22 protein-coding genes are annotated in these 23,259 nt (G+C 71.0%); 13 read left to right on the top strand and 9 right to left on the bottom strand.

All coding sequences use genetic code 11. From position 1 onward, the window contains the following. Positions 1 to 25 precede the first annotated feature (25 nt). The 3 genes from bcp to aroA are packed head-to-tail and all read right to left on the bottom strand — an operon-like array spanning position 26 to position 2,890. Positions 26 to 496, bottom strand: coding sequence for a thioredoxin-dependent thiol peroxidase (gene bcp, locus LTL01_RS08955; protein WP_236968300.1), 471 nt, complete (start codon positions 494 to 496; stop codon positions 26 to 28). A gap of 4 nt (positions 497 to 500) precedes the next feature. Next, positions 501 to 1,568: a ribosome small subunit-dependent GTPase A gene (gene rsgA / locus LTL01_RS08960; protein WP_236968301.1), complete on the bottom strand. Its 1,068-nt coding sequence runs from the start codon at positions 1,566 to 1,568 to the stop codon at positions 501 to 503. Beyond that, complete coding sequence (gene aroA / locus LTL01_RS08965; RefSeq protein WP_236968302.1) at positions 1,565 to 2,890, bottom strand: 3-phosphoshikimate 1-carboxyvinyltransferase; 1,326 nt, start codon at positions 2,888 to 2,890, stop codon at positions 1,565 to 1,567. The genes rsgA and aroA overlap by 4 nt, the downstream gene beginning before the upstream one ends. A gap of 122 nt (positions 2,891 to 3,012) precedes the next feature. Here aroA and LTL01_RS08970 point away from each other — a divergent pair, with 122 nt between their 5' ends. Both LTL01_RS08970 and LTL01_RS08975 read left to right on the top strand, forming a co-directional pair. Continuing rightward, positions 3,013 to 3,612: a sigma-70 family RNA polymerase sigma factor gene (locus LTL01_RS08970; protein ID WP_231717960.1), complete on the top strand. Its 600-nt coding sequence runs from the start codon at positions 3,013 to 3,015 to the stop codon at positions 3,610 to 3,612. Beyond that, positions 3,609 to 3,851 (top strand): alpha-ketoglutarate decarboxylase, encoded by a 243-nt coding sequence (locus tag LTL01_RS08975; RefSeq protein ID WP_053547686.1) that lies wholly within the window; start codon positions 3,609 to 3,611, stop codon positions 3,849 to 3,851. Before LTL01_RS08970 ends, LTL01_RS08975 begins: the two co-directional genes overlap by 4 nt. Positions 3,852 to 3,920: 69 nt before the next feature. On the opposite strand, the gene LTL01_RS08980 is transcribed toward LTL01_RS08975, so the two are convergent. Next, the gene (locus LTL01_RS08980) at positions 3,921 to 7,640 is read right to left on the bottom strand and encodes a multifunctional oxoglutarate decarboxylase/oxoglutarate dehydrogenase thiamine pyrophosphate-binding subunit/dihydrolipoyllysine-residue succinyltransferase subunit (RefSeq protein WP_236968303.1); all 3,720 of its coding nucleotides are present in this window, start codon (positions 7,638 to 7,640) and stop codon (positions 3,921 to 3,923) included. 180 nt (positions 7,641 to 7,820) lie between these two features. Here LTL01_RS08980 and guaB1 point away from each other — a divergent pair, with 180 nt between their 5' ends. From guaB1 to LTL01_RS09010, 6 genes are all read left to right on the top strand, one after another. After that, positions 7,821 to 9,287, top strand: coding sequence for a GMP reductase (gene guaB1 / locus LTL01_RS08985; RefSeq protein ID WP_236968304.1), 1,467 nt, complete (start codon positions 7,821 to 7,823; stop codon positions 9,285 to 9,287). 239 nt (positions 9,288 to 9,526) lie between these two features. Beyond that, complete coding sequence (locus LTL01_RS08990; protein WP_053547683.1) at positions 9,527 to 10,876, top strand: hemolysin family protein; 1,350 nt, start codon at positions 9,527 to 9,529, stop codon at positions 10,874 to 10,876. Beyond that, the gene (locus LTL01_RS08995; protein ID WP_236968305.1) at positions 10,873 to 11,931 is read left to right on the top strand and encodes a hemolysin family protein; all 1,059 of its coding nucleotides are present in this window, start codon (positions 10,873 to 10,875) and stop codon (positions 11,929 to 11,931) included. The genes LTL01_RS08990 and LTL01_RS08995 overlap by 4 nt, the downstream gene beginning before the upstream one ends. A gap of 6 nt (positions 11,932 to 11,937) precedes the next feature. Then, the gene (locus LTL01_RS09000; protein WP_236968306.1) at positions 11,938 to 12,795 is read left to right on the top strand and encodes an ADP-dependent NAD(P)H-hydrate dehydratase; all 858 of its coding nucleotides are present in this window, start codon (positions 11,938 to 11,940) and stop codon (positions 12,793 to 12,795) included. Between the two features lie 37 nt (positions 12,796 to 12,832). Continuing rightward, complete coding sequence (locus LTL01_RS09005; RefSeq protein ID WP_236968307.1) at positions 12,833 to 14,068, top strand: glycosyltransferase 87 family protein; 1,236 nt, start codon at positions 12,833 to 12,835, stop codon at positions 14,066 to 14,068. Continuing rightward, complete coding sequence (locus tag LTL01_RS09010; RefSeq protein WP_236968308.1) at positions 14,065 to 14,370, top strand: thiamine-binding protein; 306 nt, start codon at positions 14,065 to 14,067, stop codon at positions 14,368 to 14,370. The genes LTL01_RS09005 and LTL01_RS09010 overlap by 4 nt, the downstream gene beginning before the upstream one ends. A 9-nt stretch (positions 14,371 to 14,379) precedes the next feature. On the opposite strand, the gene metX is transcribed toward LTL01_RS09010, so the two are convergent. Next, a complete protein-coding gene (gene metX, locus LTL01_RS09015) occupies positions 14,380 to 15,585 on the bottom strand; it encodes a homoserine O-acetyltransferase MetX (protein WP_236968309.1) in 1,206 nt (401 codons plus the stop codon). Between the two features lie 102 nt (positions 15,586 to 15,687). Between metX and LTL01_RS09020 the strand changes: the two genes are divergently transcribed. Continuing rightward, positions 15,688 to 16,386, top strand: a complete 699-nt coding sequence (locus tag LTL01_RS09020; protein WP_236968310.1) for an SDR family NAD(P)-dependent oxidoreductase — start codon at positions 15,688 to 15,690, stop codon at positions 16,384 to 16,386. 50 nt (positions 16,387 to 16,436) lie between these two features. Next, positions 16,437 to 16,562: a hypothetical protein gene (locus LTL01_RS14700; RefSeq protein ID WP_272877921.1), complete on the top strand. Its 126-nt coding sequence runs from the start codon at positions 16,437 to 16,439 to the stop codon at positions 16,560 to 16,562. 74 nt (positions 16,563 to 16,636) lie between these two features. Here LTL01_RS14700 and LTL01_RS09025 read toward each other — a convergent pair whose 3' ends face one another. Continuing rightward, the gene (locus tag LTL01_RS09025; RefSeq protein ID WP_053547677.1) at positions 16,637 to 17,959 is read right to left on the bottom strand and encodes a bifunctional o-acetylhomoserine/o-acetylserine sulfhydrylase; all 1,323 of its coding nucleotides are present in this window, start codon (positions 17,957 to 17,959) and stop codon (positions 16,637 to 16,639) included. A 152-nt stretch (positions 17,960 to 18,111) separates the two neighbouring features. Here LTL01_RS09025 and LTL01_RS09030 point away from each other — a divergent pair, with 152 nt between their 5' ends. Next, positions 18,112 to 18,891: an SDR family oxidoreductase gene (locus tag LTL01_RS09030; RefSeq protein ID WP_236968311.1), complete on the top strand. Its 780-nt coding sequence runs from the start codon at positions 18,112 to 18,114 to the stop codon at positions 18,889 to 18,891. 35 nt (positions 18,892 to 18,926) lie between these two features. Here LTL01_RS09030 and LTL01_RS09035 read toward each other — a convergent pair whose 3' ends face one another. Beyond that, positions 18,927 to 20,402 carry an MFS transporter gene (locus LTL01_RS09035; RefSeq protein ID WP_236968312.1) on the bottom strand — a complete coding sequence of 492 codons (1,476 nt, stop codon included), beginning with the start codon at positions 20,400 to 20,402 and terminating at the stop codon, positions 18,927 to 18,929. A gap of 71 nt (positions 20,403 to 20,473) precedes the next feature. On the opposite strand from LTL01_RS09035, the gene LTL01_RS09040 reads away from it, so the two are divergent. Together LTL01_RS09040 and LTL01_RS09045 are read left to right on the top strand one after the other, a co-directional pair. Next, positions 20,474 to 21,244 carry a uracil-DNA glycosylase gene (locus LTL01_RS09040; RefSeq protein WP_236968313.1) on the top strand — a complete coding sequence of 257 codons (771 nt, stop codon included), beginning with the start codon at positions 20,474 to 20,476 and terminating at the stop codon, positions 21,242 to 21,244. A 9-nt stretch (positions 21,245 to 21,253) separates the two neighbouring features. After that, positions 21,254 to 21,865, top strand: coding sequence for a GNAT family N-acetyltransferase (locus LTL01_RS09045; RefSeq protein ID WP_236968314.1), 612 nt, complete (start codon positions 21,254 to 21,256; stop codon positions 21,863 to 21,865). Between the two features lie 3 nt (positions 21,866 to 21,868). Here the strand turns inward: LTL01_RS09045 and LTL01_RS09050 are convergent, their stop codons facing one another. Next, complete coding sequence (locus tag LTL01_RS09050) at positions 21,869 to 22,210, bottom strand: hypothetical protein (RefSeq protein WP_053547674.1); 342 nt, start codon at positions 22,208 to 22,210, stop codon at positions 21,869 to 21,871. Further along, the gene (locus tag LTL01_RS09055) at positions 22,191 to 23,258 is read right to left on the bottom strand and encodes a M4 family metallopeptidase (RefSeq protein WP_236968315.1); all 1,068 of its coding nucleotides are present in this window, start codon (positions 23,256 to 23,258) and stop codon (positions 22,191 to 22,193) included. Before LTL01_RS09055 ends, LTL01_RS09050 begins: the two co-directional genes overlap by 20 nt. Position 23,259 lies beyond the last annotated feature (1 nt).

Genomic DNA, 23,259 nt, shown 5'->3' on the forward strand with positions numbered 1-23,259 from the left:
GCTCTACGGCGCAGGCGGGTCCTGATCAGGCGTCGAGACCGAGCAGCGAGCGCACCCGTGCGACGTGCCCGGTGGCCTTGACGTTGTACATGGCGTGCTCGACACGGCCGTCGCCGTCGATGACGAAGGTCGAGCGGATGACGCCGAGCACGGTCTTGCCGTAGTTCGTCTTCTCGCCCCACGCGCCGTAGGCCTCGTGCACGCTGTGGTCCGGGTCGCTGAGCAGGTCGTAGGTCAGGCCGTCGCGCTCGCGGAACTCGCGGAGCTTCGCCGGCTCGTCGCGCGAGATGCCCAGCACCGTGTAGCCGGCTGCCTGGAGGGGGGCGAGGCTGTCGCGGAAGTCGCAGGCCTCCGTCGTGCACCCCGGGGTCATCGCTGCGGGATAGAAGAAGAGAACGACGCCCGTCCCGCGGCGCTCCGAGAGGCGCACGGGGGTGCCGTCCTGGTCGACGAGGGTGAAATCGGGGGCGGTGTCGCCGGTGGAGAGACGCGTCATCCTCTCAGCCTATGGGACCTCGGCGACCCGCGGCGAAGGTCTCCAGCAGGCGCTGGAGGGAGTCCAGGCGCGCCTCGCCGCCGGGCCCGAGTTCGCCCGCCGCGACCGCCTCGATGATCGCGCAGTCCGGCGCGTCGGGGAGGTGCGTGCAGCCGCGGGGACAGCGCCGGGCCACCTCGTCCAGATCGGTGAACGCGCGGAGGATGTTCGCGGGGTCGACGTGGCCGAGGCCGAAGGAGCGGACGCCGGGCGTGTCGATGACCCAGCCGTTGCCCGCGGCGCCGCGATAGCGCAACGACACCGTCGAGCTCGAGGTGTGCCGGCCCCGTCCGGTGACCTGGTTGACGTGGCCGGTCGCGCGTCCGGCGTCGGGGACCAGGGCGTTCACGAGAGTGGACTTGCCGACGCCGGAGTGCCCGACGAACACCGTGGAGTGCCCGACGAGGGCGTTCCCGATCTGCTCCAGCGGCATCTGTCCGGCGCCCTGTCCGCTGGTGAAGACCTCGAGGCCCAGTCCTTCGAAGTGCGCGAGGAACTCGGTGGGATCGGCGAGGTCGGTCTTCGTCACGACGAGGAGGGGGCGTACGCCGGCGTCGAGGGCGGCGACGAGGTAGCGGTCCACGAGGCGGGCCCGTGGTTCCGGATCCGCGGCGGCGACGACCACGAGCATCTGGTCGGCGTTGGCGACGATGATGCGCTCGACCTGGTCGGTGTCGTCGGCACTGCGACGGAGGAGGGATCGGCGGTCGAGGATCCCGACGATCCGGCAGAGCGTCCCTTCGGAGCCGGAGAGGTCGCCCACGACCCGTGCCCGGTCTCCGGTGACGATGGGGGTCTTGCGCAGCTCGCGTGCGCGCACCGCGAGGATCGTCCGCTCCTGCGGCGTGTCCTCATCGACGAGCACGGTGTATCGGCCGCGGTCGACGCCGAGAACGCGCGCCACTGCGGCGTCCGCGTGGGCGGGGCGCCGCTTCGTGCGCGGGCGGTTGGCCTTCGGGTTGGGCCGGACGCGGATGTCGCTCTCGTCGAAGTCCGCCTCGTCCTCGTCATCGAGGTCGTCGAGCCAGCTCATGCGCCCTCGAGCATGCCTCGCCACAGCTGCGGGAACTGCGGCATCGTCTTGGCGGTCGTGCCGATGTCGTCGATCTCGACCCCGTCCACCGCCAGGCCGATGAGCGCGCCGGTGGTGGCGAGTCGGTGATCGTGGTGTGCGCGCCAGAGGCCGCCGCGCAGCGGGCGGGGGACGATGCGGATGCCGTCCTCGAGCTCATGAGCCTCGCCGCCGAGGCCGCGGAGCTCGCCCACGAGGGCTGCGATGCGATCCGTCTCGTGGCCGCGGATGTGGCCGATGCCGTAGAGAGTGGTCGGCGCATCGGCGAAGGCCGCCAGCGCGAAGATGGTGGGGGTCAGCTCGCCGGCCGCGGACAGATCGAGGTCGACACCGTGGATTCCTGCGCCCGCCGTGACGGTGAGCGCGCCACCGCGCCGCGACACCCGAGCGCCCATGAGGGAGAGGATGTCGCCGAGCATCGCGCCCGGCTGCGTCGAGTGCGCCGGCCAGCCCGTCACCGATACCGACCCGCCCGCGATCATCGCCGCGGCGAGGAAGGGGGCGGCGTTGGAGAGGTCGGGCTCGATGGCGATGTCCTTTGCGCGGAGCGCCCCCGGGGGCACGATCCACTCGCCGGGGCGCGGGCGCTCGACGTGGACGCCGCGGTGCGCGAGGCTCTCGACGGTCATGTCGATGTGCGGCATGCTCGGCAGGCGATGACCCGAATGGACGAGGTGCAGTCCCACGTCGAAGCGCGGAGCGGCCAGCAGCAGGCCTGACACGAACTGGCTGGAGGCGCTGGCGTCGATGGTCACCTCGCCGCCGCGCACATGACCGTGGCCGCGCACCACGAAGGGAAGGGCCCAGCTGCCGCCGTCGTCGATGTCGACGCCGACGTCGCGGAGGGCGGAGATCATGGCGCCCATCGGTCGGTGCAGCGCGCTCTCGTGCGCGGTGAGGGTCACCTCGCCCTTTGCGAACCCGGCGGCCGCCGCCGCGAAGCGCATGACGGTGCCCGCTTGCCCGCAGTCCACCACCGCGTCGCCGCGGAGGGGCCACACCGGCTCGATGAGGAGGTCCGACCCGAAGGGGCCGGAGCCCTTTTCCTCCGTGACGCCGACGCCGAGCGCTCGGAGGGCGTCGACCATGCGCGCAGAGTCGTCCGAGTGCAACGGGGCGAGCAGTCGTCCGGGCCCGTCGGCGAGGGCGGCGAGGATCAGCTCGCGGTTCGTCAGCGATTTCGAACCCGGGACCGTCACGGTCGCGTGCAGGTCGGACTCCGCCCTCGGCGCGAGCCAGGTCGCGGACGTCGAGGTGGCAGGGGAATACCGATCGGCGCTCATCGGTTCCTAGCCTACTGACACCCACCGCCACGCCCCACGCGCGGCGGAGCCGGCCGGAAGGGAGTGCCACCGTCGTGACCGTCATGCTCGAACGCGAGGACGCCGCCGTAGACTGGCGCCTGATGAGCGAACAGCCCGACCAGGCGCCCGATGCGCGCACCCAGTTCGAGGAGCAGGCGCTCCCGTTCATGGATCAGTTGTACGCCGCCGCGATGCGGATGACGCGCAACCCCGCGGACGCCGCCGACCTCGTCCAGGAGACGTTCGTCAAGGCCTTCGCCTCCTGGCAGACCTTCACGCAGGGTACGAACCTCAAGGCGTGGCTGTACCGGATCCTCACCAACACCTACATCAACATCTATCGCAAGAAGCAGCGGGAGCCGTATCAGGGCACCATCGACGAGCTGGAGGACTGGCAGCTCGGTGGTGCGGAGTCCACCACGGCGCGGGCCAGCCGGTCCGCCGAGGCGGAAGCGATCGATCACATGCCGGCATCCGTGGTGAAGGATGCCCTGCAGGCGATCCCCGAGGACTTCCGGTTGGCGGTGTACCTCGCCGACGTCGAGGGATTCGCCTACCAGGAGATCGCCGACATCATGAGAACACCGATCGGCACGGTCATGAGCCGCCTGCATCGCGGCAGACGCATGCTGCGTGATCTGCTGGCCGACTATGCGACGGAGCGCGGCATCGCCGGTGCCGCCACGAGGAGTGCGAAATGACCGATTGCGGTTGCGAGAAGGCGCAGCGCGAGCTGGAGGAGTTCCTGCGCAACGAAGTGTGCAAGACCCAGCACACCGACATCGCCGAGCACCTGGAGAACTGCCAGGGATGCCGGGACGAGGCGCTGGTGGCGCGCACGCTGACCGAGGTCGTCGCGCGCGCCTGCAAGGAAGCCGCGCCCGAAGAGCTGCGCGACCAGGTGCTCGAGCGTCTGCGCGCGATCCAGGCGACCCACTGACGACGACGCCGCCGGCATCCCGAGGGATGACCGGCGGCGTGACGTCCTGCGCGTCGCGTCTGCGACGACTCAGAGGGTGAGAGCCGCCGTCATGATCGCGGCCTGCTCGACGGCGTGGACCTTCGGCGAACCGGTCGCCGTCGACGCCGCAGCGGACCGGGACACGACCCGGATGGTGCGGCCGTCGAGCTGCGGCACGACATCCAGCGCGATGAACGGCCAGGCCCCCTGGTTCTCGGGCTCGTCCTGGACCCACACGAGCTCGGCGTCCGGGTAGCGCCCAAGCACACCGCGCAGCTCGTCGATGGGCGCCGGGTAGTACTGCTCCAGGCGCACGAGGGCGATCGCGTCGTTCGGATTCTTCTCGAGCTCGGCCTTGAGGTCCCAGTGGATCTTGCCGGCGTGCAGGAGCACGCGCTTCACGCCCGAGGCGTCGATCGAACGGCTGTCGTCGATGACCGGCTCGAAACGACCCGACAGGAAGTCCTCGACCGGGCTGGTCGCTCCGCGCAGACGCAGCATCGCCTTCGGAGTGAAGACCACCAGCGGGCGGCGCGGACGGGCATAGGCCTGTCGCCGCAGGAGGTGGAAGTAGGACGCGGGCGTGGACGGCCGCGCGACGGTCATGTTGTCCTGCGCGCACATCTGCAGGTACCGCTCGATCCGTGCGGACGAGTGGTCCGGTCCCTGACCCTCGTAGCCGTGGGGGAGGAGGAGGACGACGCTCGACTGCTGCGCCCACTTCTGCTCCGCCGACGAGATGAACTCGTCGATCACGGACTGCGCGCCGTTGCCGAAGTCGCCGAACTGCGCCTCCCACAACACCAGAGCGTCGGCCCGCTCCACCGAGTAGCCGTATTCGAAGGCCATCGCGGCGTACTCGCTCAGGAGCGAGTCGTAGACCCAGAAGCGCCCCTGGTCTTCGCTGAGGTTGGTCAGCGGGATCCACTCCTGGCCGTTCGCACGGTCGTGGAGCACCGAGTGGCGCTGCACGAACGTGCCGCGGCGCGAGTCCTGACCGGCCAGACGCACGTTGGTCTTCTCCAGCAGCAGAGACCCGAAGGCCAGCAGCTCACCGAAGGCCCAGTCGATCGACCCGTTGCGGCTCATGTCCGCGCGCTTGTCCAGCAGCTGCTGGAGCTTCGCGTGGACGGTGAAGCCCTCCGGCTTGTTCACGAACGCGTCGCCGATGAGGTGCACGACCTCGCGGGAGACACCCGTGGACTCGGGCTGGCCGGATGCCGGCTCGACGTCGGCCTCGGCATCCACCACCGGGGAGGAGCCGGTCTCGGCGGCGTGCGTCTCGGCGAAGGCGACCTCGAGACGGTTCTGGAAGTCGCGCTTGGCCTGCTCGTACTCTTCTTCCGTGATGTCTCCGCGACCCACGAGGGCCTCGGTGTACAGGCGCCGGACCGAGCGCTTCGCCTCGATGAGGTTCGTCATCAGGGGCTGGGTCATCGAGGGGTCGTCACCCTCGTTGTGACCGCGGCGGCGGTAGCAGACCAAGTCGATGACGACGTCGCGGTGGAACTCCTCGCGGTACGCGAAAGCCAGCTGCGCGACGCGCGTGACGGCCTCGGGGTCATCACCGTTGACGTGCAGGATCGGCGCCTGGATCGTCTTGGCGACGTCGGTGGCGTACACCGAGCTCCGGGCATCCTGCGGGGTGGTGGTGAAGCCGACCTGGTTGTTGACCACCACGTGGACCGTTCCGCCCGTACGGTAGCCGCGCAGCTGCGACATCTGGAGGGTCTCCACGACCACGCCCTGGCCGGCGAAGGCCGCGTCGCCGTGCACCAGGATCGGCAACCACGAGAAGGTGCCGATGGGCTTGCGGTCCTGCTTGGCGCGGACGATGCCCTCGAGCACGCCGTCGACGGTCTCGAGGTGGGAGGGGTTCGCGGCGAGGTAGACCGGGAGCTCGGCGCCGTCGTCGGCGGAGAAGGTCCCCTCGGTGCCGAGGTGGTACTTCACGTCGCCGGACCCGCTCTTGGATCCGATCGCCACCTGGCCCTCGAACTCGCGGAAGACCTGACCGTACGTCTTCCCCGCGATGTTCGTCAGCACGTTCAGGCGTCCGCGGTGGGCCATGCCGATGGCGGCCCCGTCGAGCCCCGCCTGCGCGGCGCCCTGGAGGATCTCATCGAGCAGGGGGATGAGCGATTCGCCGCCCTCGAGGCTGAAGCGCTTCTGGCCGACGTACTTCGTCTGCAGGAACGTCTCGAACGCCTCGGCCTGGTTGAGCTTGTCGAGGATCCGCAGCTGCTCGTCGTGCGTGGGCTTCTGGTACTTCTGCTCGACGTTGCGCTGGAACCACGCGCGCTGCTCGGGGTCCTGGATGTGCATGTACTCGAGGCCGATGGTGCGGCAGTACGAGTCGCGGAGGACGCCCAGGATGTCGCGCAGCTTCAGCTGGCGCTTGCCGCCGAAACCGCCCGTGACGAACTCGCGGTCGAGGTCCCAGAAGGTGAGTCCGTGGTTCTCGATCTCGAGGTCGGGGTGGGTGCGCTGAACGTACTCGAGCGGATCGATGTCCGCCATGAGGTGCCCGCGGACACGGAAGGAGTTGATGAGCTCCTGCACGCGCGAGGTCTTGTCGACGCGCTCGGCGAGGTCGACGTTGATGTCGTTCGCCCAGTGGATCGGTGCGTAGGGAATGCGCAGCTCGGCGAAGATCGCCTCGTAGAAGCCGCGCTGGCCGATGAGCAGCTCGTGCACCTTCTTGAGGAACTCGCCGGAACCGGCGCCCTGGATCACGCGGTGGTCGTAGGTGGAGGTCAGCGTGATCGTCTTGCCGATCGCCAGTTCGCTGAGCGTCTTCTCGCTCGCCCCCTGGAACTCGGCCGGGTACTCCAGCGCTCCGGCGCCGACGATGCAGCCCTGCCCCTTCATCAGGCGCGGCACCGAGTGCACGGTGCCGATGCCGCCGGGGTTCGTGAGGGAGATCGTGGTGCCCTGGAAGTCCGCCGCCGTCAGCTTGTTCTTGCGGGCGCGCGTGACGAGGTCCTCGTAGGTGCTGAGGTACTCGGCGAAGGTCAGCTGGTCGGCGCGCTTGATGCTCGGGACGAGCAGGGCGCGGGTGCCGTCGGGACGGGGCAGGTCGATGGCGATGCCGAGGTTCACATGCGCCGGTGCGACGACCGACGGCTTGCCGTCGACCTCGGCGTAGAAGACGTTCTGGCTCGGGAAATCCTTGAGCGCCTGGATGATCGCCCAGCCGATGAGGTGGGTGAAGCTCACCTTGCCGCCGCGCGTGCGCGACATGTGGTTGTTGATCACGATCCGGTTGTCGATCATGAGCTTCGCCGGCACCGTCCGCACGCTCGTCGCCGTGGGGACGGTGAGGGACTCGTCCATGTTGGCGGCCAGCGCCTTCGGCATCCCCTTCAGGACCGTCACCTGGTCCTCGGCCTGCTCGCTCGCCTCGGCCGGCGCGGCGGCGGGTGCCTGGGCGGGGATCGGCTGGGGCGACGCGGGGCGCGCCGTGGTGCGCGCGACGGGCTGCGACCCGGACCCGACGGTCGGAATCGCCGCAGTCACCGGCTTCGGCTCCGTCGGCGACGGGGGAGCGGCCTCGGTGACCGAGGCGGTGGGAGCGGCAGGGGCCGCCGGTGTCGCCGACGTCCCGGGGCCGTCCACCGGCGTGTAGGACTCGAGGATAGGCCACCAGGCCTTGTCGACGGAGTTCGGATCGACGCGGTACTGCTCGTACAGCTCGTCGACGAGCCATTCGTTGGCTCCGAACTCTCCTTCGTTCGAAACTCCAAGGCCCGTCACCTGGCTCGACACGCTGGATCGCCTGCTTTCATCGATGAATGTCCGTGGGTCGCGGGGGCGCGGACGCGCTCACGCGCACGACCTGACAAGCCTAACCCCATCCGGGCACGGCGTTCGGGGCGGAGGGGCCCTCATCAAGGATAAGAATCCGCAGAATCACCCGCACAGGCAGGGTCACTACTCTTGGGCGCCATGGAGTTCTACGGAGCGCAGCCCGACGTCGATCTGACCTACTCCGACGTGTTCCTCGTCCCGCGCCGTTCGGCGGTGAGCAGCAGGCTGGATGTGGACCTGTCGCCCCGGGACGGCACGAGCGCCACGATCCCGCTCGTCTCGGCGAACATGAACTCCGTCACGGGCGCGCGACTGGCCGCCACCCTCGCCCGCCGCGGAGGGCTCGGCGTCCTGCCGCAGGACATGCCCCTGCAGGAGCTGGATGCCGCGATCCGGTGGGTCAAGAGCCAGCCGGTGCGCTGGGACACCCCGCTCGTCCTGCCGCCGGAGGCGACCGTCGCCGATGCGGCACGTCTGCTTCCGGCCACCCCCGGCCACGGGATCGTGGTGGCCCCCTCCGCGGAGACGCCGGATGCCGGCATCCCGCACGATCGGATCCTCGGGGTCGTGCCCGCCGAGCGCCTCGGCACCGCGCTGGCGGATGCGCGCCTCGGAGACCTCGTCCGCCGGCATGCGATGTCGATCGAGGCGGAGGACATCGGCTCGCCCCGCGACGCCTTCGACGTGCTCGTCGCCGCGGGGGCGGCGACGGTCTGCGTGACGGAACGCGGCCACCTCGTGGGGACGCTCTCGCCGCGGACCGCGCTGCGCGCGACGCTCTACCGCCCCGCGGTCGACGCCGACGGGCGCCTGATCGTGGCGGCCGCGGTCGGCATCAACGGCGACGTGGCCGCGAAGGCGCGAGCCCTCGTGGCCGCCGGCGTGGACGTCCTCGTCATCGACACCGCGCACGGGCATCAGGAAGGGATGCTGCGGGCGCTGCAGACCGTGTCGGGTCTCGGTCTCGGTGTCCCGATCGCCGCCGGCAACGTCGTCACTGCGGACGGTGTCGCCGACCTCGTCGACGCCGGCGCCGGAATCCTGAAGGTCGGGGTCGGACCCGGCGCGATGTGCACCACGCGCATGATGACGGCCGTCGGCCGGCCGCAGTTCTCCGCCGTCCTCGAGACGGCCGAAGCCGCGCGCGAGCGTGGCGCGCACGTGTGGGCGGACGGGGGCGTGCGCTACCCGAGGGACGTCGCGCTGGCGCTCGCGGCGGGAGCGGCATCCGTCATGATCGGCTCGTGGTTCGCCGGCACGATCGAGGCGCCGGGGGAGGTGCGCACCGACGCCGACGGACGCGCGTACAAGGAATCGTGGGGCATGGCTTCGACGAAGGCGGTGCACGAGCGCTTCGGACGGCTCGACCCGTACGAGCTCGCGCGCAAGGAGCTCTTCGCCGAGGGGATCTCGTCCTCGCGCATCTACATCGACCCGCTGCGGCCGAGCCTGGAAGATCTGCTGGACATGATCACCTCCGGCGTCCGCTCGTCGTTCACCTACGCGGGTGCGGCCACGGTGCCCGAGTTCCACGCGCGGGCACGTGTCGGCCTGCAATCCGCGGCCGGATACGAAGAGGGCAAGGCCCTGCCGGTCAGCTGGTAGGCGCGCGGGCGGGCACGGTGCCCGCGTCCGCGCGTGCGCAACTCCTCCGATCCGCGCGCCGCGGGGCCGGTCCGCCGGTTCCGGGCCGTTTCGGGGGCGGGGAGGAGGAGTTCGGCCCGGGGCGCCGGGGCGACATCCGTTCGGCGGCGTCCCGTACACTTCTGCTCCATGGACGACCCTCCTAGTTGCAGACCCGTGCCCCACCGCTCCGCCTCCCCGAACGAGGGAGGTGACGTGTGATGGATTACGTCATGTTGGGCGTGGGGCTGCTGCTCACCATCGGGACAGGACTGTTCGTCGCCAGCGAATTCGCGCTGGTCAACCTCGACCGCGCCGACCTCGAGGCCCGCCGCGAGGCGGGGGAGACCCGGCTGTCGCTGACCATCAGCGCGCTGCGGATCACCTCGACGCATCTCTCGAGCGCACAGCTGGGCATCACCCTGACCACGCTCCTCACCGGTTACACGATGGAGCCGGCCATCTCCAACCTTCTGCGCCCGGTCTTCACCGCGTGGGGGATGCCGGAGGCACTCGTCTCGCCCGTCGCGGTGGTCGTGGCCATCAGCGTCGCCACGATCTTCTCGATGATCATCGGCGAGCTCGTCCCGAAGAACTTCGCCCTCGCGGTGCCGCGTCAGACCGCCAAACTCGTCATCCCCTTCCAGGTCGCGTTCACGACCGTGTTCCGTCCCGCGATCCGGATGCTGAACGGCAGCGCCAACGGCGTGCTCCGCGCCCTGGGTGTGGAGCCGAAGGAAGAGCTGTCGGGTGCACGCACCGCCGAAGAGCTGTCCAGCCTCGTGCGCCGCTCGGCCAGCGCCGGCGTCCTGGAGAAGGACACCGCGTCGCTCCTGGACCGCAGTCTCCGCTTCTCGCGGCTGACCGCCGCCGACGTGATGACCCCGCGCCCGAGCATCCACGCCGTGGCGGCCGGCGACTCCGCGGAGGATGTCGTCCAGCTCGCCCGCCGGACCGGACACAGCCGCTTCCCGGTCTACGACGACTCGATGGACGACATCACCGGCATCGTGCACCTCAAGGCGGCGATCGGCGTCCCGCGCGATCGGCGCGCCGACGTGCCCGCCGCGGCGCTGTCGACCGAGCCGCTGCGCGTCCCCGAAGCGGTTCACCTCGACGCCCTGGTCGCCGAGCTCCGCGCCCGCGGCTACCAGATGGCCGTCGTCGTCGACGAGTACGGGGGAACGGCGGGCGTCGTCACGCTCGAGGACCTCGTCGAGGAGATCGTCGGCGAGGTCCTGGACGAACACGACCGTCGCCGTGCGGGCGTCGTCCGCAGCGGCGATTCGATCCTCCTCCCCGGTGACCTCCGACCCGACGAGGTGCGCGACCGCACCGGCATCCTGATCCCCGAGGGCGAGGTCTACGACACCGTGGGCGGCTACATCATGAGCGTCCTGGAGCGCATCCCCGCCGTCGGCGATCGGGTCTCGATCGACGACGGACAGCTCGAAGTCCACCGGATGGACGGACGCCGCGTGGACCGGGTCCGGTTCACGCCTTCGCCGGTTCCCCTCGCCGCGCCCGGCAGTCCGCGCGCGGCCGAGTCGAAGGCGGGTGAGCGTCGATGAACGATTGGGCGGGACTCGCCTGGCTGGTCGTGCTGCTCGCGGCCAACGCCTTCTTCGTCGGCGCCGAGTTCGCCGTCATCTCCGCGCGGCGCTCCCAGATCGAGCCGCTCGCGGAGAAGGGCTCGCGCGCGGCGAAGACCGCGCTGTACGCCATGGAGCACGCGACGCTGATGCTCGCGACCAGTCAGCTCGGCATCACGATCTGCTCGCTGCTGATCCTGAACGTGTCCGAGCCCGCGATCCACCATCTCCTCGCCGAGCCGCTCGGTCTCACGGGCCTGCCGGAGGCGCTCGTGGACACCATCGGGTTCGTCATGGCTCTGCTCATCGTGTCCTACCTGCACGTCGTCTTCGGTGAGATGGTTCCGAAGAACCTCGCCTTCAGCGTCCCCGATCGCGCCGTGCTGATGCTCGCACCCCCGCTCGTGTGGGTGTCGAAGCTGTTCCACCCGGTCATCGTCACGCTGAACTGGATCGCGAACCACATCGTGCGCCTGGCGAAGGTCGAACCGAAGGACGAGGCCGCGTCGACGTTCACCCTGGAAGAGGTCGCCACGATCGTCAACCAGTCCCGCATCGAGGGCGTCCTCGACGACGCCGCGGGCACGGTGGCGGCGGTGATGGAGTTCACCGACAAGAAAGCCGCCGACATCGCCGTGCCGATGAGCGATCTGGTGACCCTCCCGCAGCGGACGACCCCGGTCGAGATCGAGCGGGCCGTCGCGAAGCACGGCTTCTCGCGTTACGTGATCATCGACGACGACGGCCTCCCCGTCGGATACGTCCACCTGAAGGACGTGCTGCGCGCGGCGGAGGATCCGGACCTGGTCGCCGACGTCGCCCGGCCCATTCCGAGCAAGCGGATCCACCACATGGTGCCGGTGCTGGAGACGACCGATCTCGAGGATGCCCTGGCGGTCATGCGCCGCGCGGGACGCCACCTCGCGCAGGTCCGCGACGCCGACGGCGCCACCACGGCGGTGCTCTTCCTCGAGGACGTGATCGAGGAGCTCATCGGCGAGGTTCAGGATGCCACGCGGCGGGGAGTGCGGTGACCTGACATGACTGACCGAAACGGGCGCACGGTTCCGCTGTGGACCGAATCGGACGTCCGGGCGCACGTGCGCGCGCCCCGCTCCGACGACGACAAGTACCGTCGCGGAGTCGTGGGGATGCGCACCGGCGCCGACGCGTATCCGGGCGCCGCGGTCCTCGGGGTCGAGGCCGCGTGGCGGTCGGGCGCGGGCATGGTCCGGTACGCCGGTCCGCGCCGTGCGGAAGACCTCGTCCTCGCGCGACGGCCCGAGACGGTCACCGCTGTCGGTCGCGTGCAGGCGTGGGTGCTCGGGTCAGGAACGGATGCCGCAACCCGGACGCCCGAGGAGACCTCGGCCCTCCGCGACATCCTCGCCGGGGACGTCGCGGTCGTCGTCGACGCGGGCGCGCTGGACCTCGCACCGGAGGGCTCGGCGCCGCGCATCCTGACGCCGCACGCGCGAGAGCACGATCGGCTGCGCGCTGCGCTCGGACTCGCCGCCGCGGACGCCGATCGCGGGGCATCCGTCGTCGAGACCGCGCGCGCCGTCGGCGCGGTGGTGCTGCTCAAGGGCGCCCGCACCCTCGTGGCGGACCCGGACGGCACGCTCGTCGCCGTCGAAGCGGGCACGCCGTGGCTCGCGACCGCGGGGACGGGCGATGTGCTCGCGGGCATCATCGGCGCCCTCGTGGCCGCCGCGGCGGCCGATCAGCCCCGGCTCGACCCGCGCCGGCTGGCGGGACTCGCCGCGACCGGCGCGTGGTTGCACGGTCACGCCGCCCGCCGTGCCTCGACCGAGCGTGCGGGCGGTCCGATCACGGCGCTGGACGTGGCGGATGCCGTCCCCGCGGTCATCGGCGCGGTTCTCGCCCCCGTTGCGTAGCATCGGCCGGATGCCCGCCGCTCCCTAGGATGGGACCGTGTCGAGGCGGGCGGCGTTGTGGTGCGGGTTCGCCCTCGTCCACGCCCTCGTGATCGTCCTCGGTCTCGTCGACGGACGCGCGGCCTCCTGGGACGTCGATCAGCTCTACCGCTGGTGGGCCGGCACGACGATCAGGGGCGACGCGATCCCCGGGCTCACGATGGAGTGGATCTATCCGCCCCTCGCGTTGGTCCCCATCGTCTTGGCCGGGTTCCTCGGTGCCGCCGTCGACTACACACTCGCGTGGGGCCTGCTCGTCACGGCGGCGGATGCGGTGGCCTTCGGCATCCTGATCGGAGCGGCGAGGTCGCGCGGCCGCGTCGTCGCCGCCCTCTTCTGGCTCGCCGCGATCCTCGCCCTCGGCGGTGTCGGCATGTACCGCCTCGACGCGATCACGGTGCCGGTGGCGATCCTCGGCTGTCTCTGGCTCGTCGGACGCCCGTGGCTCGCCTCGGCGCTGTTGGCGGCGGCGACCTGGATCAAGGTCTGGCCCGCAGCGCTCCTGCTGGCCGCAGTGATCGCGGTCCGCCGACGCGGGGCGATCATCGGCGCCGGCGCGGCGCTCAGCGCGGTCGTCGTTGCCCTCGCGCTCTCGGCGGGCGGTGCGACCCACCTCCTCGGTTTCGTCGGGGACCAGACGACCCGGGGGCTGCAGCTCGAGGCTCCGGTCAGCTCGGTCTACGTCCTGCTCGCGCTCGCCGGATCGTCCGGGGCGTCGGTGTACTACGACCCCGACATCGTCACCTTCCAGGTCACGGGCCCGAACGTCGACGTCGTCATCGCGCTCATGACGCCGCTCCTCGTCCTCGTCGCCGCGGCGCTCGCCGCCGTCGGTGCCGTGAAGGTCGGGCGCGGCGCGCGCTTCGTCTCCCTCTTCCCTCCGCTCGCGCTGTCGCTGGTGCTCGCCCTCATCGCGGTGAACAAGGTCGGCTCGCCCCAGTACATGGTGTGGATCATCGCGCCGTTCGTGCTCGCGCTGGTCGTCGATCGACGGGCGTGGGCGGCGCCGGCGCTGCTCGCCCTGGTCATGACCGCGGCGACCCAGGTGCTCTTCCCGTGGGCGTACGACGCGTTGCTGGCTCTGCAGCCCGCGGCGGTAGCGCTGCTGCTGGGGCGTAACCTGCTGGAGGTGGTCCTGTTCGTCTGGATCGCGGCGCGGCTCGTCGCCGTCCCCACCGCCGTCCGCGTCCCCGCGGGCGACCCCCCACCCGCCACTCCGGAAGGATCCCCATGATCGTTGCCTTCTCCGTCGCCCCGAGCGGGACCGGCCGCGCCGACGGCTCCGTCCACGATGCCGTCGCAGCCGCGGTGCGGGTGGTGCGCGACAGCGGGCTGCCTCACCGCACCTCGTCGATGTTCACCGAGATCGAAGGCGAATGGGATGAGGTCTTCGACGTCGTCAAGCGCGCCACCGAGGCCGTCGCGCCGTTCGGCTCGCGCGTGTCGCTGGTGCTGAAGGCCGACATCCGTCCGGGGTACACCGGAGAGCTGGACGGCAAGCTCGCCCGCCTCGAGGCGGCGATCGAAGGCTCCTGAGCCCGGCCGTCAGGCCTCCAGCAATCGGCGCAGGTGCGCCCCGACGGATGCCGTCTCGATGAGGAATCCGTCGTGGCCGAAGTCGCTTGTCAGCACCACCGCTTGATCCCCGTCGATGGTGTGACGGATGCCGCGGGCGATGCGATGCTGGCCGTCGACGGGGAAGAGGCGGTCGCTGTCGATGCCGAGGACGAGCGTCCGCGCCGCGACCCGTTGCAGGGCCTCCTCGACCCCGCCGCGGTCGCGTCCGACATCGTGGGAGTTCATCGCCTCGACGAGGATGAGGTAGGAGTTCGCATCGAAGCGACGCGTGAACTTGTTGCCGTGGAAGTCGAGATAGGACTCCACGGCGAAGCGTCCGCCGTGTCCGAGCGGGCTGACCCCGGACTGCCAGGATCGTTGGAAGCGCTGGTTCAGCTCCGTCGGTGAGCGGTAGTTCAGCAGCGCCATGCGGCGCGCGAGGGCCAGGCCGCGGTGCGGACCGTCACCGTCGCCGGCGTCGTAGTACTGCCCTCCCGCGAAGCGCGGGTCGAGCCGGATCGCCCCGAGCTGGACAGAGTTCAGAGCGATCTGATCGGCGGTGTTCACCGGCGGTGCCGAGAGGACCGCGAGACGCGCGACCCGCTCAGGGAGACCGACCGCCCATTCCAGCGCGTGCATGCCGCCCATCGACCCGCCGATCACGGCGGCCCACGTCTCGATGCCGAGTGCATCGGTGAGGCGGGCCTGCGCGGCGACCTGGTCGCGGACGGTCAGGTACGGGAAGCGCGCCGCCCACTCGTAGCCGTCGGGGGCGATGCTCGCGGGGCCCGTCGATCCCTGGCATCCGCCCAGCATGTTCGGCGCCACGACGAACCACCGGTCGGTGTCGATCGGGCCGCCGGGACCGACGATGTCATCCCACCAGCCGCTGGTCGGATGCCCGGGTTCGGCAGGTCCTCGCACGTGCGAGTCGCCGGTAAGGGCGTGGAGGATCAGGATCGCGTTGTCGCGCGCCTCGTTGAGCGTCCCCCAGGTCTCGTACGCGAGACGCACAGCCGGGATCTCGTCTCCGCTCTCAGTGCGGAGCGGGCCGAGGGGTGCGAACCGGCGCCGCCCGGGCGGGTCGCCGTCGCGCCACGCACCCGTCGCGGGCGGGCGACCGAGGAGCGATCGGGCGTCGGCCTCCGTCACCGGCGCGGAGGGCACCGTGTCTTCGGAGGTCTGCCAGTCCATCGCTCCATTCTCGCCCGCGCGTCGGTCTCCGGAGTTCCTGTTACGCCGGGGAACTTCCCCGCGACGACCCCGGGCCCCTGACCGGGCCGCGAGAATGTGGTCATGTCCCGCTTCCTCCTCATCGCCGCCTCCAGCGGCATCGGTCAGGCCACCGCCGAACTCCTGCGCAGTGCAGGGCACGACGTGGTCACCACCGCTCGCAACAGCGAGAAGATCACACCGGATGCCGAACTGGACGCCACCGACTTCGACGCCGTCGATCGCCTCATCGCCGAGGCCGGCGACGTCGACGGCGTCGCGTGCTTCGCCGGGTCGATGCTCCTCAAGCCCGCTCATCTGACCTCGCGCGCGCAGTACGACGACATCGTGGCGGCGTCGCTCACGACCGCGTTCGCCACGGTCCGCGCGGCGGGACGTCACCTCCGGGGCGGCGGCTCCGTCGTCCTGGTGTCCTCCGCCGCCGCGATGGCAGGGCTGTCCAACCATGACGCCATCGCCGCCGCGAAGGCCGGGGTCATCGGACTCACCCTGTCGGCCGCGGCGAGCTACGCGGCGCAGAACCTGCGCATCAACGCCGTCGCCCCGGGGCTCACCCAGACGCCGCTGACGGCCGGACTCACGGCGAGCGAGCAGTCGCGGAAGGTGTCCGAGGCGATGCACGCTCTCGGCCGGCTGGGCGAGCCGGAGGACGTCGCGCGCGCCGTGGTGTTCCTTCTCGATCCGGCGAACCACTGGATCACCGGCCAGGTCCTGGGCGTCGACGGCGGCCTCGGACACGTGCGGCCGAAGATCCGCGCGTAAGCGGCTTCGCCCTCGACCTCGCCGCGTTCGGATACATCGCCACCCTCGCCGTGATCGGCTGGCTCGCCGTCCGGCGTTCCCGCCTGACCGTGCCCGCACGCCTGGGTGTCTTCGCGCTGCTCCTCGGTCTCGGCCTGCTCGTGATCGCGCTGCAGACGCTCGCGAAGTCCGTCTGATCGCGACGGCCTCCCGACACGACGGATGCCCCGGACCTGAGGCCCGGGGCATCCGTCGTGTGCGTCGTCCTGCGTCAGGCGCGTGCGGCCTCCGACACGCGACGCGCGGCGGCGAGTGCCTGATCGAGGTCGGCCTTCAGATCGTCGATGTTCTCCAGACCCACCGACAGGCGCACCAGGCCCGGAGTGACGCCCGCGGTGAGCTGCTGCTCGGGGGTCAGCTGCGAGTGCGTGGTGGACGCCGGGTGGATGACCAGCGAGCGCACGTCGCCGATGTTGGCGAGGTGGCTGAAGAGGGTCAGCGCGTTGACGAACTCGCGACCGGCTTCGACACCGCCCTTGAGCTCGAACGAGAGCACCGCACCGACGCCCTTGGGGGCGTAGGTGTTCGCTGCGGCGTACCACGGCGACGTGGGCAGGCCCGAGTAGTTCACCGAGGCGACGTCGTCACGGCTCTCGAGCCACTCGGCGATCTCCTGGGCGTTCTGCACGTGGCGCTCGATACGCAGCGACAGCGTCTCGATCCCCTGGATGAGCAGCCATGCCGACTGCGGCGAGATGGCCGCACCGAGGTCGCGGAGCAGCTGCACGCGGGCCTTGATGATGTAGGCGAGGGGGTCGCCGACGGCCGCAGTGTAGCTGGCGCCATGGTACGAGGGGTCGGGGACCGTGAGGCCGGGGAACCGGTCGACGTTCTGCGACCACGGGAAGCTGCCGCCGTCGACGATGACGCCGCCGATGACCGTGCCGTGCCCGCCGAGGAACTTCGTCGCCGAGTGGATGACGATGTCGGCGCCGTGCTCGAACGGCTTGATCAGGTACGGCGTCGCGATGGTGTTGTCGACGATCAGCGGCACACCCGCCTCGTGGGCGACGTCGGCGACGGTGCGGATGTCGAGCACGTTGATCTTCGGGTTGCCGATGGTCTCGGCGAAGAACAGCTTCGTGTTCGGGCGGACGGCCGCGCGCCACTCCTCGGGGTCGTCCTGGTTCTCCACGAACGTCGTCTCGATGCCGAGCTTGGCGAGGGTGTACTTGAAGAGGTTGTAGGTGCCGCCGTAGATCGAGCTCGACGAGACGATGTGGTCGCCGGCCTCGGCGATGTTCAGCACCGCGAAGGTCTCCGCCGCCTGGCCGCTCGCGACCAGCAGTGCACCGGTCCCGCCCTCCAGCGCCGCCAGACGCTGCTCCACGACATCCTGGGTGGGGTTCTGAATGCGGGTGTAGATGTTGCCGAACTCCGCCAGGGCGAAGAGGTTCGCGGCGTGGTCGGCGTTGTCGAAGACGTAGGACGTCGTCTGGTAGATCGGAGTCGCACGAGCCTTCGTCACCGGGTCGGGCTGCGCGCCCGAGTGGATCTGCTTGGTCTCGAAACGCCAGTTCTCGGGTGCGGACACGGCTTGCTCCTGCGGGGTCTGGGCGCCGGGGCGGACGCACCCGGTCGACTACCGACAGTAGGCAACGGATGCCGCGACGACAACGGTCGGGAAATGTGACGTAACGAACTGGCCTCCCGGATCGGGGGCTCGCTGTGGGTAGCGTGGGGACCATGACGATCAGACGTGCGGTGGTGACCGGAGCGAGCTCGGGGATCGGTGAGGCGACGGCGCGGGCCCTGCGCACCGCCGGATGGGACGTGGTCGGCGTCGCGCGCCGCGCGGAGCGCCTGCGTCGCCTGGAAGAGGAGATCGGCATCCGTGCGTACGCCGCGGATCTGACCTCGGCAGCCGACGTCGACGCTCTCGTCGGCTGGCTCGCCGAGACCGGGCGCGTCGACGCGCTCGTGCACGTCGCCGGTGGTGCGCGCGGGGCGGATCGCGTCGAGGACGGAGCCGCCGAGGATTGGCAGTGGATGTTCGAGGTGAACGTGCTCTCCGCCCAGCGCCTCGTCGCCGGCCTGCTGCCGCAGCTGCGCGCCGCGGCGGATGAGACGGGTCACGCCGACACCGTCTTCGTCACCTCGACCGCCGCGCAGACGGCGTACGTCGGTGGAGCCGGCTACAACGCGGCGAAGGCGGGGGAGGCGATGCTCGTGCATGCGCTCCGTCTGGAGCTGAACGGCGAGCCGATCCGGGTCGTGGAGGTCGCCCCGGGCATGGTGCAGACCGAGGAGTTCACCCTGAACCGCCTGCGCGGCGACGCGCAGAGCGCCGAGCGCGTCTACGAGGGCGTGGAGGCGCCGCTCACTGCGACCGATGTCGCCGACGTGATCGCCTACGCGCTCGCCGCGCCCGCCCACGTGAACCTGGACCTCGTGACGATGCGCCCCGTCGCGCAGTCGGCGCAGCATCTTCTGGCTCGCGGACCGCTCCGCCCGCGCACGGCGTAGCCCCTGCCCGCCGGGCGGCGCTCACGCGCTCCCGATCACGCGCTCGCGGTGACCTCGGCGGAGACCTCATCGGCGAACGCGACGCGGGGGACGAAGACGAGCAGCACCGCGGCGAGGAATCCGCCCGCGGCGCAGATGGACCACACCGCCATGTAACCGCCGAGGGACGCCGCGGTCTCGCTCGCGACGATCCCCGCCCCGGCGGCGAGGACGACGCCGAAGACGGCGGATGCGAACGTGCCGCCGATGGTCTTGGTCGTGTTGGTCAGCGCCGACGCGACGCCCGTCTGGCCCTGGGGTGCTGCGGCGGCGGCCGCGGCGGGCATCGCCCCGACGAGGGCGCCTGAGCCGAGCCCGGCGATCGCGAGGTTGAGCAGGACCTGCCAGAGCTCCTGATGGAACGGCAGGAAGAGGGTGTACCCGATGCCGACCAGCGCGGCGGAGCCGATGAGGATCAGGCGCGGACTCGCCCGCCGGGAGGTCACGGCGAACAGCACGGCTCCGACGATGAGGGAGACCAGGTACACGCCGATGACGTTCGACCGCCCGGTCGCGTCCAGGCCCAGCCCGTATCCGAGCGCCGGATCGGTCCCGGCGTAGGTCGACAGCGGTCCCTGGGCGCCGAGGAGGCTGATCCCGACGAGGAAGGCGGTGGCCTGGACCGGCCACATCTCCGGCCGGCGGAGGACGCGGATGTCGATCGCCGGGTCGTCCTGTCGCAGCTCGACGCGCACGAACACCACGAGCATCGCGATGCCGAGCGCCAGCAGGATCCACACGACCGGAGAGCCCGCGCCGTTCAGTCGCAGGAACGTCAGCGCGCTGGTGAGGAGGAGCAGGGCGATGGTGAGGATGACGAACCCCCACGTGTCCAGTCGTCGACCCCGCACGGGCTCGGACTCGGGGACGGCGACGGCGATGACGACGCACGTGAGGGTGACCGCGATCGCCGGGACGGTGAGGGTGAGCGCCAGGTCGCCGCCGGTCGCGGCGAAGATGCGTCCCGCGGCGAGCGCCCCGATGATCGCGCCGGCCTGGAGCCCCACCACGAGGAGCCCCGCGGCGCGGCGGGTCAACGAGACGCCGCGGTTCTGCCGGCGTCCGCGTTCGAAGATGAGCGCGATCTCGAGCGGCAGCCACACCACGTAGAAGCCCTGGAGGGCCCACGCGATGAGGAACGACCAGAAGTCGCCCGCGAAGGCGAGCCACCAGCTGGCTCCGGCGGTGAGGATCGCCGAGACGAGCAGGATCTTCTTATGCCCGTACATGTCGCCCAGCTTGGCGAGGATGGGCACCACGATCGCCGACAGCAGCAGCTGTGCCGCTTCGAACCAGTTCACGTCGGCGTCGGTGACCCCGAGACGGATCACGATGTCGCTGAAGAGGGGGACGTAGAACCCCTGCAGGATGCCGCTGGTGACCTCGACGAGGACGAACCAGCCGATGAGGCCGGCGGTGATGCCGAGCGCGGAGCCGCGCAGGCGGTCGACGGCGGCGGAGGCGCGGGACACGCGCTGAGGATAACACCGCGGCTCGCTCTAGGCTGGGTCCCCGCGCGCACAGCCGCGAGGAAGGACGGGTCGTGGGACACGACGAATCGACGACGGGGGATGCCGCCCTCGAGCCCCGGGATCTCGCAGGACTCGCCGCGGACGGCCTCATCGATCCCGGGTGGGCGGAGGCGCTGGCGCCCGTCGCCGACGACATCGCCGCGCTCGGCGACCGCCTCCGCGCGGAGACCGCGGCCGGCCGGGGGTACCTCCCCGCGGGCCGCGACGTGCTGCGCGCATTCGCGGCCCCGTTGTCCGAGGTGAAGGTGCTCATCGTCGGGCAGGACCCGTACCCGACACCGGGGCATCCGATCGGACTCTCCTTCGCCGTGGACGCCGCCGTCCGCCCGCTGCCGCGGAGTCTCGGCAACATCTCGCGCGAACTCGTCGACGATCTGGGGGCCGAGCCCCTGCCGCACGGCGACCTGTCGGCGTGGAGCGCGCAGGGCGTCATGCTGCTCAACCGCGTGCTGACGGTCGCACCGGGTGCGCCGGGCTCGCACCGCGGGTGGGGGTGGGAGAACGTCACGGACTGCGCGATCCGCGCGCTGGTCGCGCGCGATCGCCCGCTCGTCGCGATCCTGTGGGGGAAGGATGCCGCTTCCCTCTGTCCGCTCCTGGGGGAGACCGCGATCATCGCCTCCGCGCATCCGTCACCGCTGTCCGCCCGGCGCGGATTCTTCGGCTCCCGGCCGTTCTCCCGAGCCAATGCGCTCCTCGAGGAGCAGGGCGCGTCGCCGGTGGAGTGGCGGATCCCGACCGCGGATCCCGCAGCCGACGCCGGCCCCGCCGGCGCCGCGTAGGCTTTCGCCATGCTCGAGGAGGAATACGACCGCGATCGCCGCCGTCTGCCCTGGCACCTGCGCCGCCGCCCCGCCCCGGAGCCGGCCTTCTCGTACGTCATCCGTCCGGTCGAAGACCGCGATGTCCCCGACATCCGCGAGATCTACAACTACTACGTCACCAACTCGGTGGTGACCTTCGACGAGAAGAAGTGGTCGCTCGCGCAGTGGCGAGACAAGGTCGCGCACCTGCGCAAGCTCGACCTGCCGTTCATCGTCGCGCAGTCGCCCTCCGGCCAGATCCTCGGCTATGCCCTCGTGGCGCCGTGGTCGGGCAAGTCCTCGTACCGCTACACGGTGGAGAACTCGATCTACCTCGGTCAGGCCGCCACCGGGAAAGGACTCGGACGAGCCCTGCTGGAGGCGCTCATCGAGGCCTGCGAGGAGCACGGGATCCGCGAGATCGTCGCCGTCATCAGCGACAAGGGCGCGGAGGGCTCGGTCGCCCTCCATGAGAAGCTCGGCTTCACCGAGGTGGGCCGCATGGGCCGCGTCGGCTTCAAGTTCGGCCGGTGGCTCGGGACGATCTATCTGCAGAAGTCGCTGAGCCCGAAGAAGAAGCGCAGGCTCTTCGGACGCTGAGGATCAGGGGCGCTCCGCGGCGGACTGAACCGCCCGGACCACCTCCAGCCACGGACCGACGAGCGCCGACTCCGGAAGGCGGGCCATCCGTTCGGGCGGCGTCTCGCCGGGGCACGACGCCCGGATCCGCCACACGAACCGGTCGGCCCCCGCCGTCTCCTCCGGTGCGTCCTCCCACGGACAGCGCGCGAGGAGCGCGTCCCACCGGGGCCGATCGTCGGCGACGGCGACGGCGTGCCATCGACGGCGGATGCCCGCCATCCCGCCCGATCGCGTCACCTCGACCTCGAGCGCGCCCGCCTCTGCGCGTTCGGCGTCGGTCGGTTCAGGGGACGGGTCGTTCATCGCTGTCGACGCCGACCTCCGCCCACGCGGCCCGGACGGCGCGTGCCTCCTCGGACTGCCCACCGTACTCCCTGACGGCGGTGCGCACGGTGGCGGCCGCGAACGCCGCAAAGTCGGCGTCCGTGGGGAGCTCCCGCGCCGCGAGTGTGCGGTACCAGATCCGCCCGGCACGCTCCCACGCGAATCCGCCGAGGGTGAGGGCGACGAGGTGGAACGCCCGATTGGGGATGCCGGAGTTGATGTGCACGCCGCCGTTGTCGTCGTCGGTGACGACGAAGTCGCGCATGTGCGCCGGCTGGGGGTCGCGACCGAGGACGTCGTCGTCGTAGGCCGTGCCGGGTGCGGCGAGGGAGCGGAGCGCACGCCCCTGGACCGCGGCGGTGAAGATGCCCTCCCCGATCAGCCAGGACGCCTCGGCGGCGGTCTGCCCGCGCAGATGCTGTTCGGCGAGCGCCCCGATGACATCCGCGAACGACTCGTTCAGCGCGCCGGACTGCCCCCGGTAGTCGAGACCTCCCTCGGCGTCGATCACCCCGTGGGCGAGTTCGTGGGCGATGACAGAGAGCGAGCGGGTGAATCCGGAGAACACCTCGCCGTCGCCGTCGCCGAAGACCATCCGCTCGCCGTTCCAGAAGGCGTTGTCGTAGTCGACGCCGTAGTGGACGGTGGCGGGGAGTTCGCCGCCGAGCCCGCTCAGGCCGTCGCGCGCGAACGCATCCCACAGCAGGTCGTACGTGGCGCCGAGACCGTCGAAGGCCTCGTCGACGACGGTGTCGAAGGTCGCCGGGTCGTCCTCGCGTCGGACGAGACGGCCGGGGAGGCGCTCGCTGTTCTCGGCGTCGGAGATCGCGCGGTCCGGGCCCGGCGCGGTCTCGGCCACGAGGGCGCCGTCGGCGTCGATCGACAGGCGCAGACGGGTGCGTCCCGGGCGGTACTCGCGCACCACCGCCAGCGTCGCGCGCGCGGCGCGCGCGGCGTGGGGGAAGCGCTCGGGCGGCGCCGCGGCGAGACGGGCCAGGAGATACGGGGGAACGATCGCGGCGACCATG

Source organism: Microbacterium aurantiacum, assembly GCF_021654035.1.
Taxonomy (GTDB): Bacteria; Actinomycetota; Actinomycetes; order Actinomycetales; family Microbacteriaceae; genus Microbacterium; species Microbacterium aurantiacum.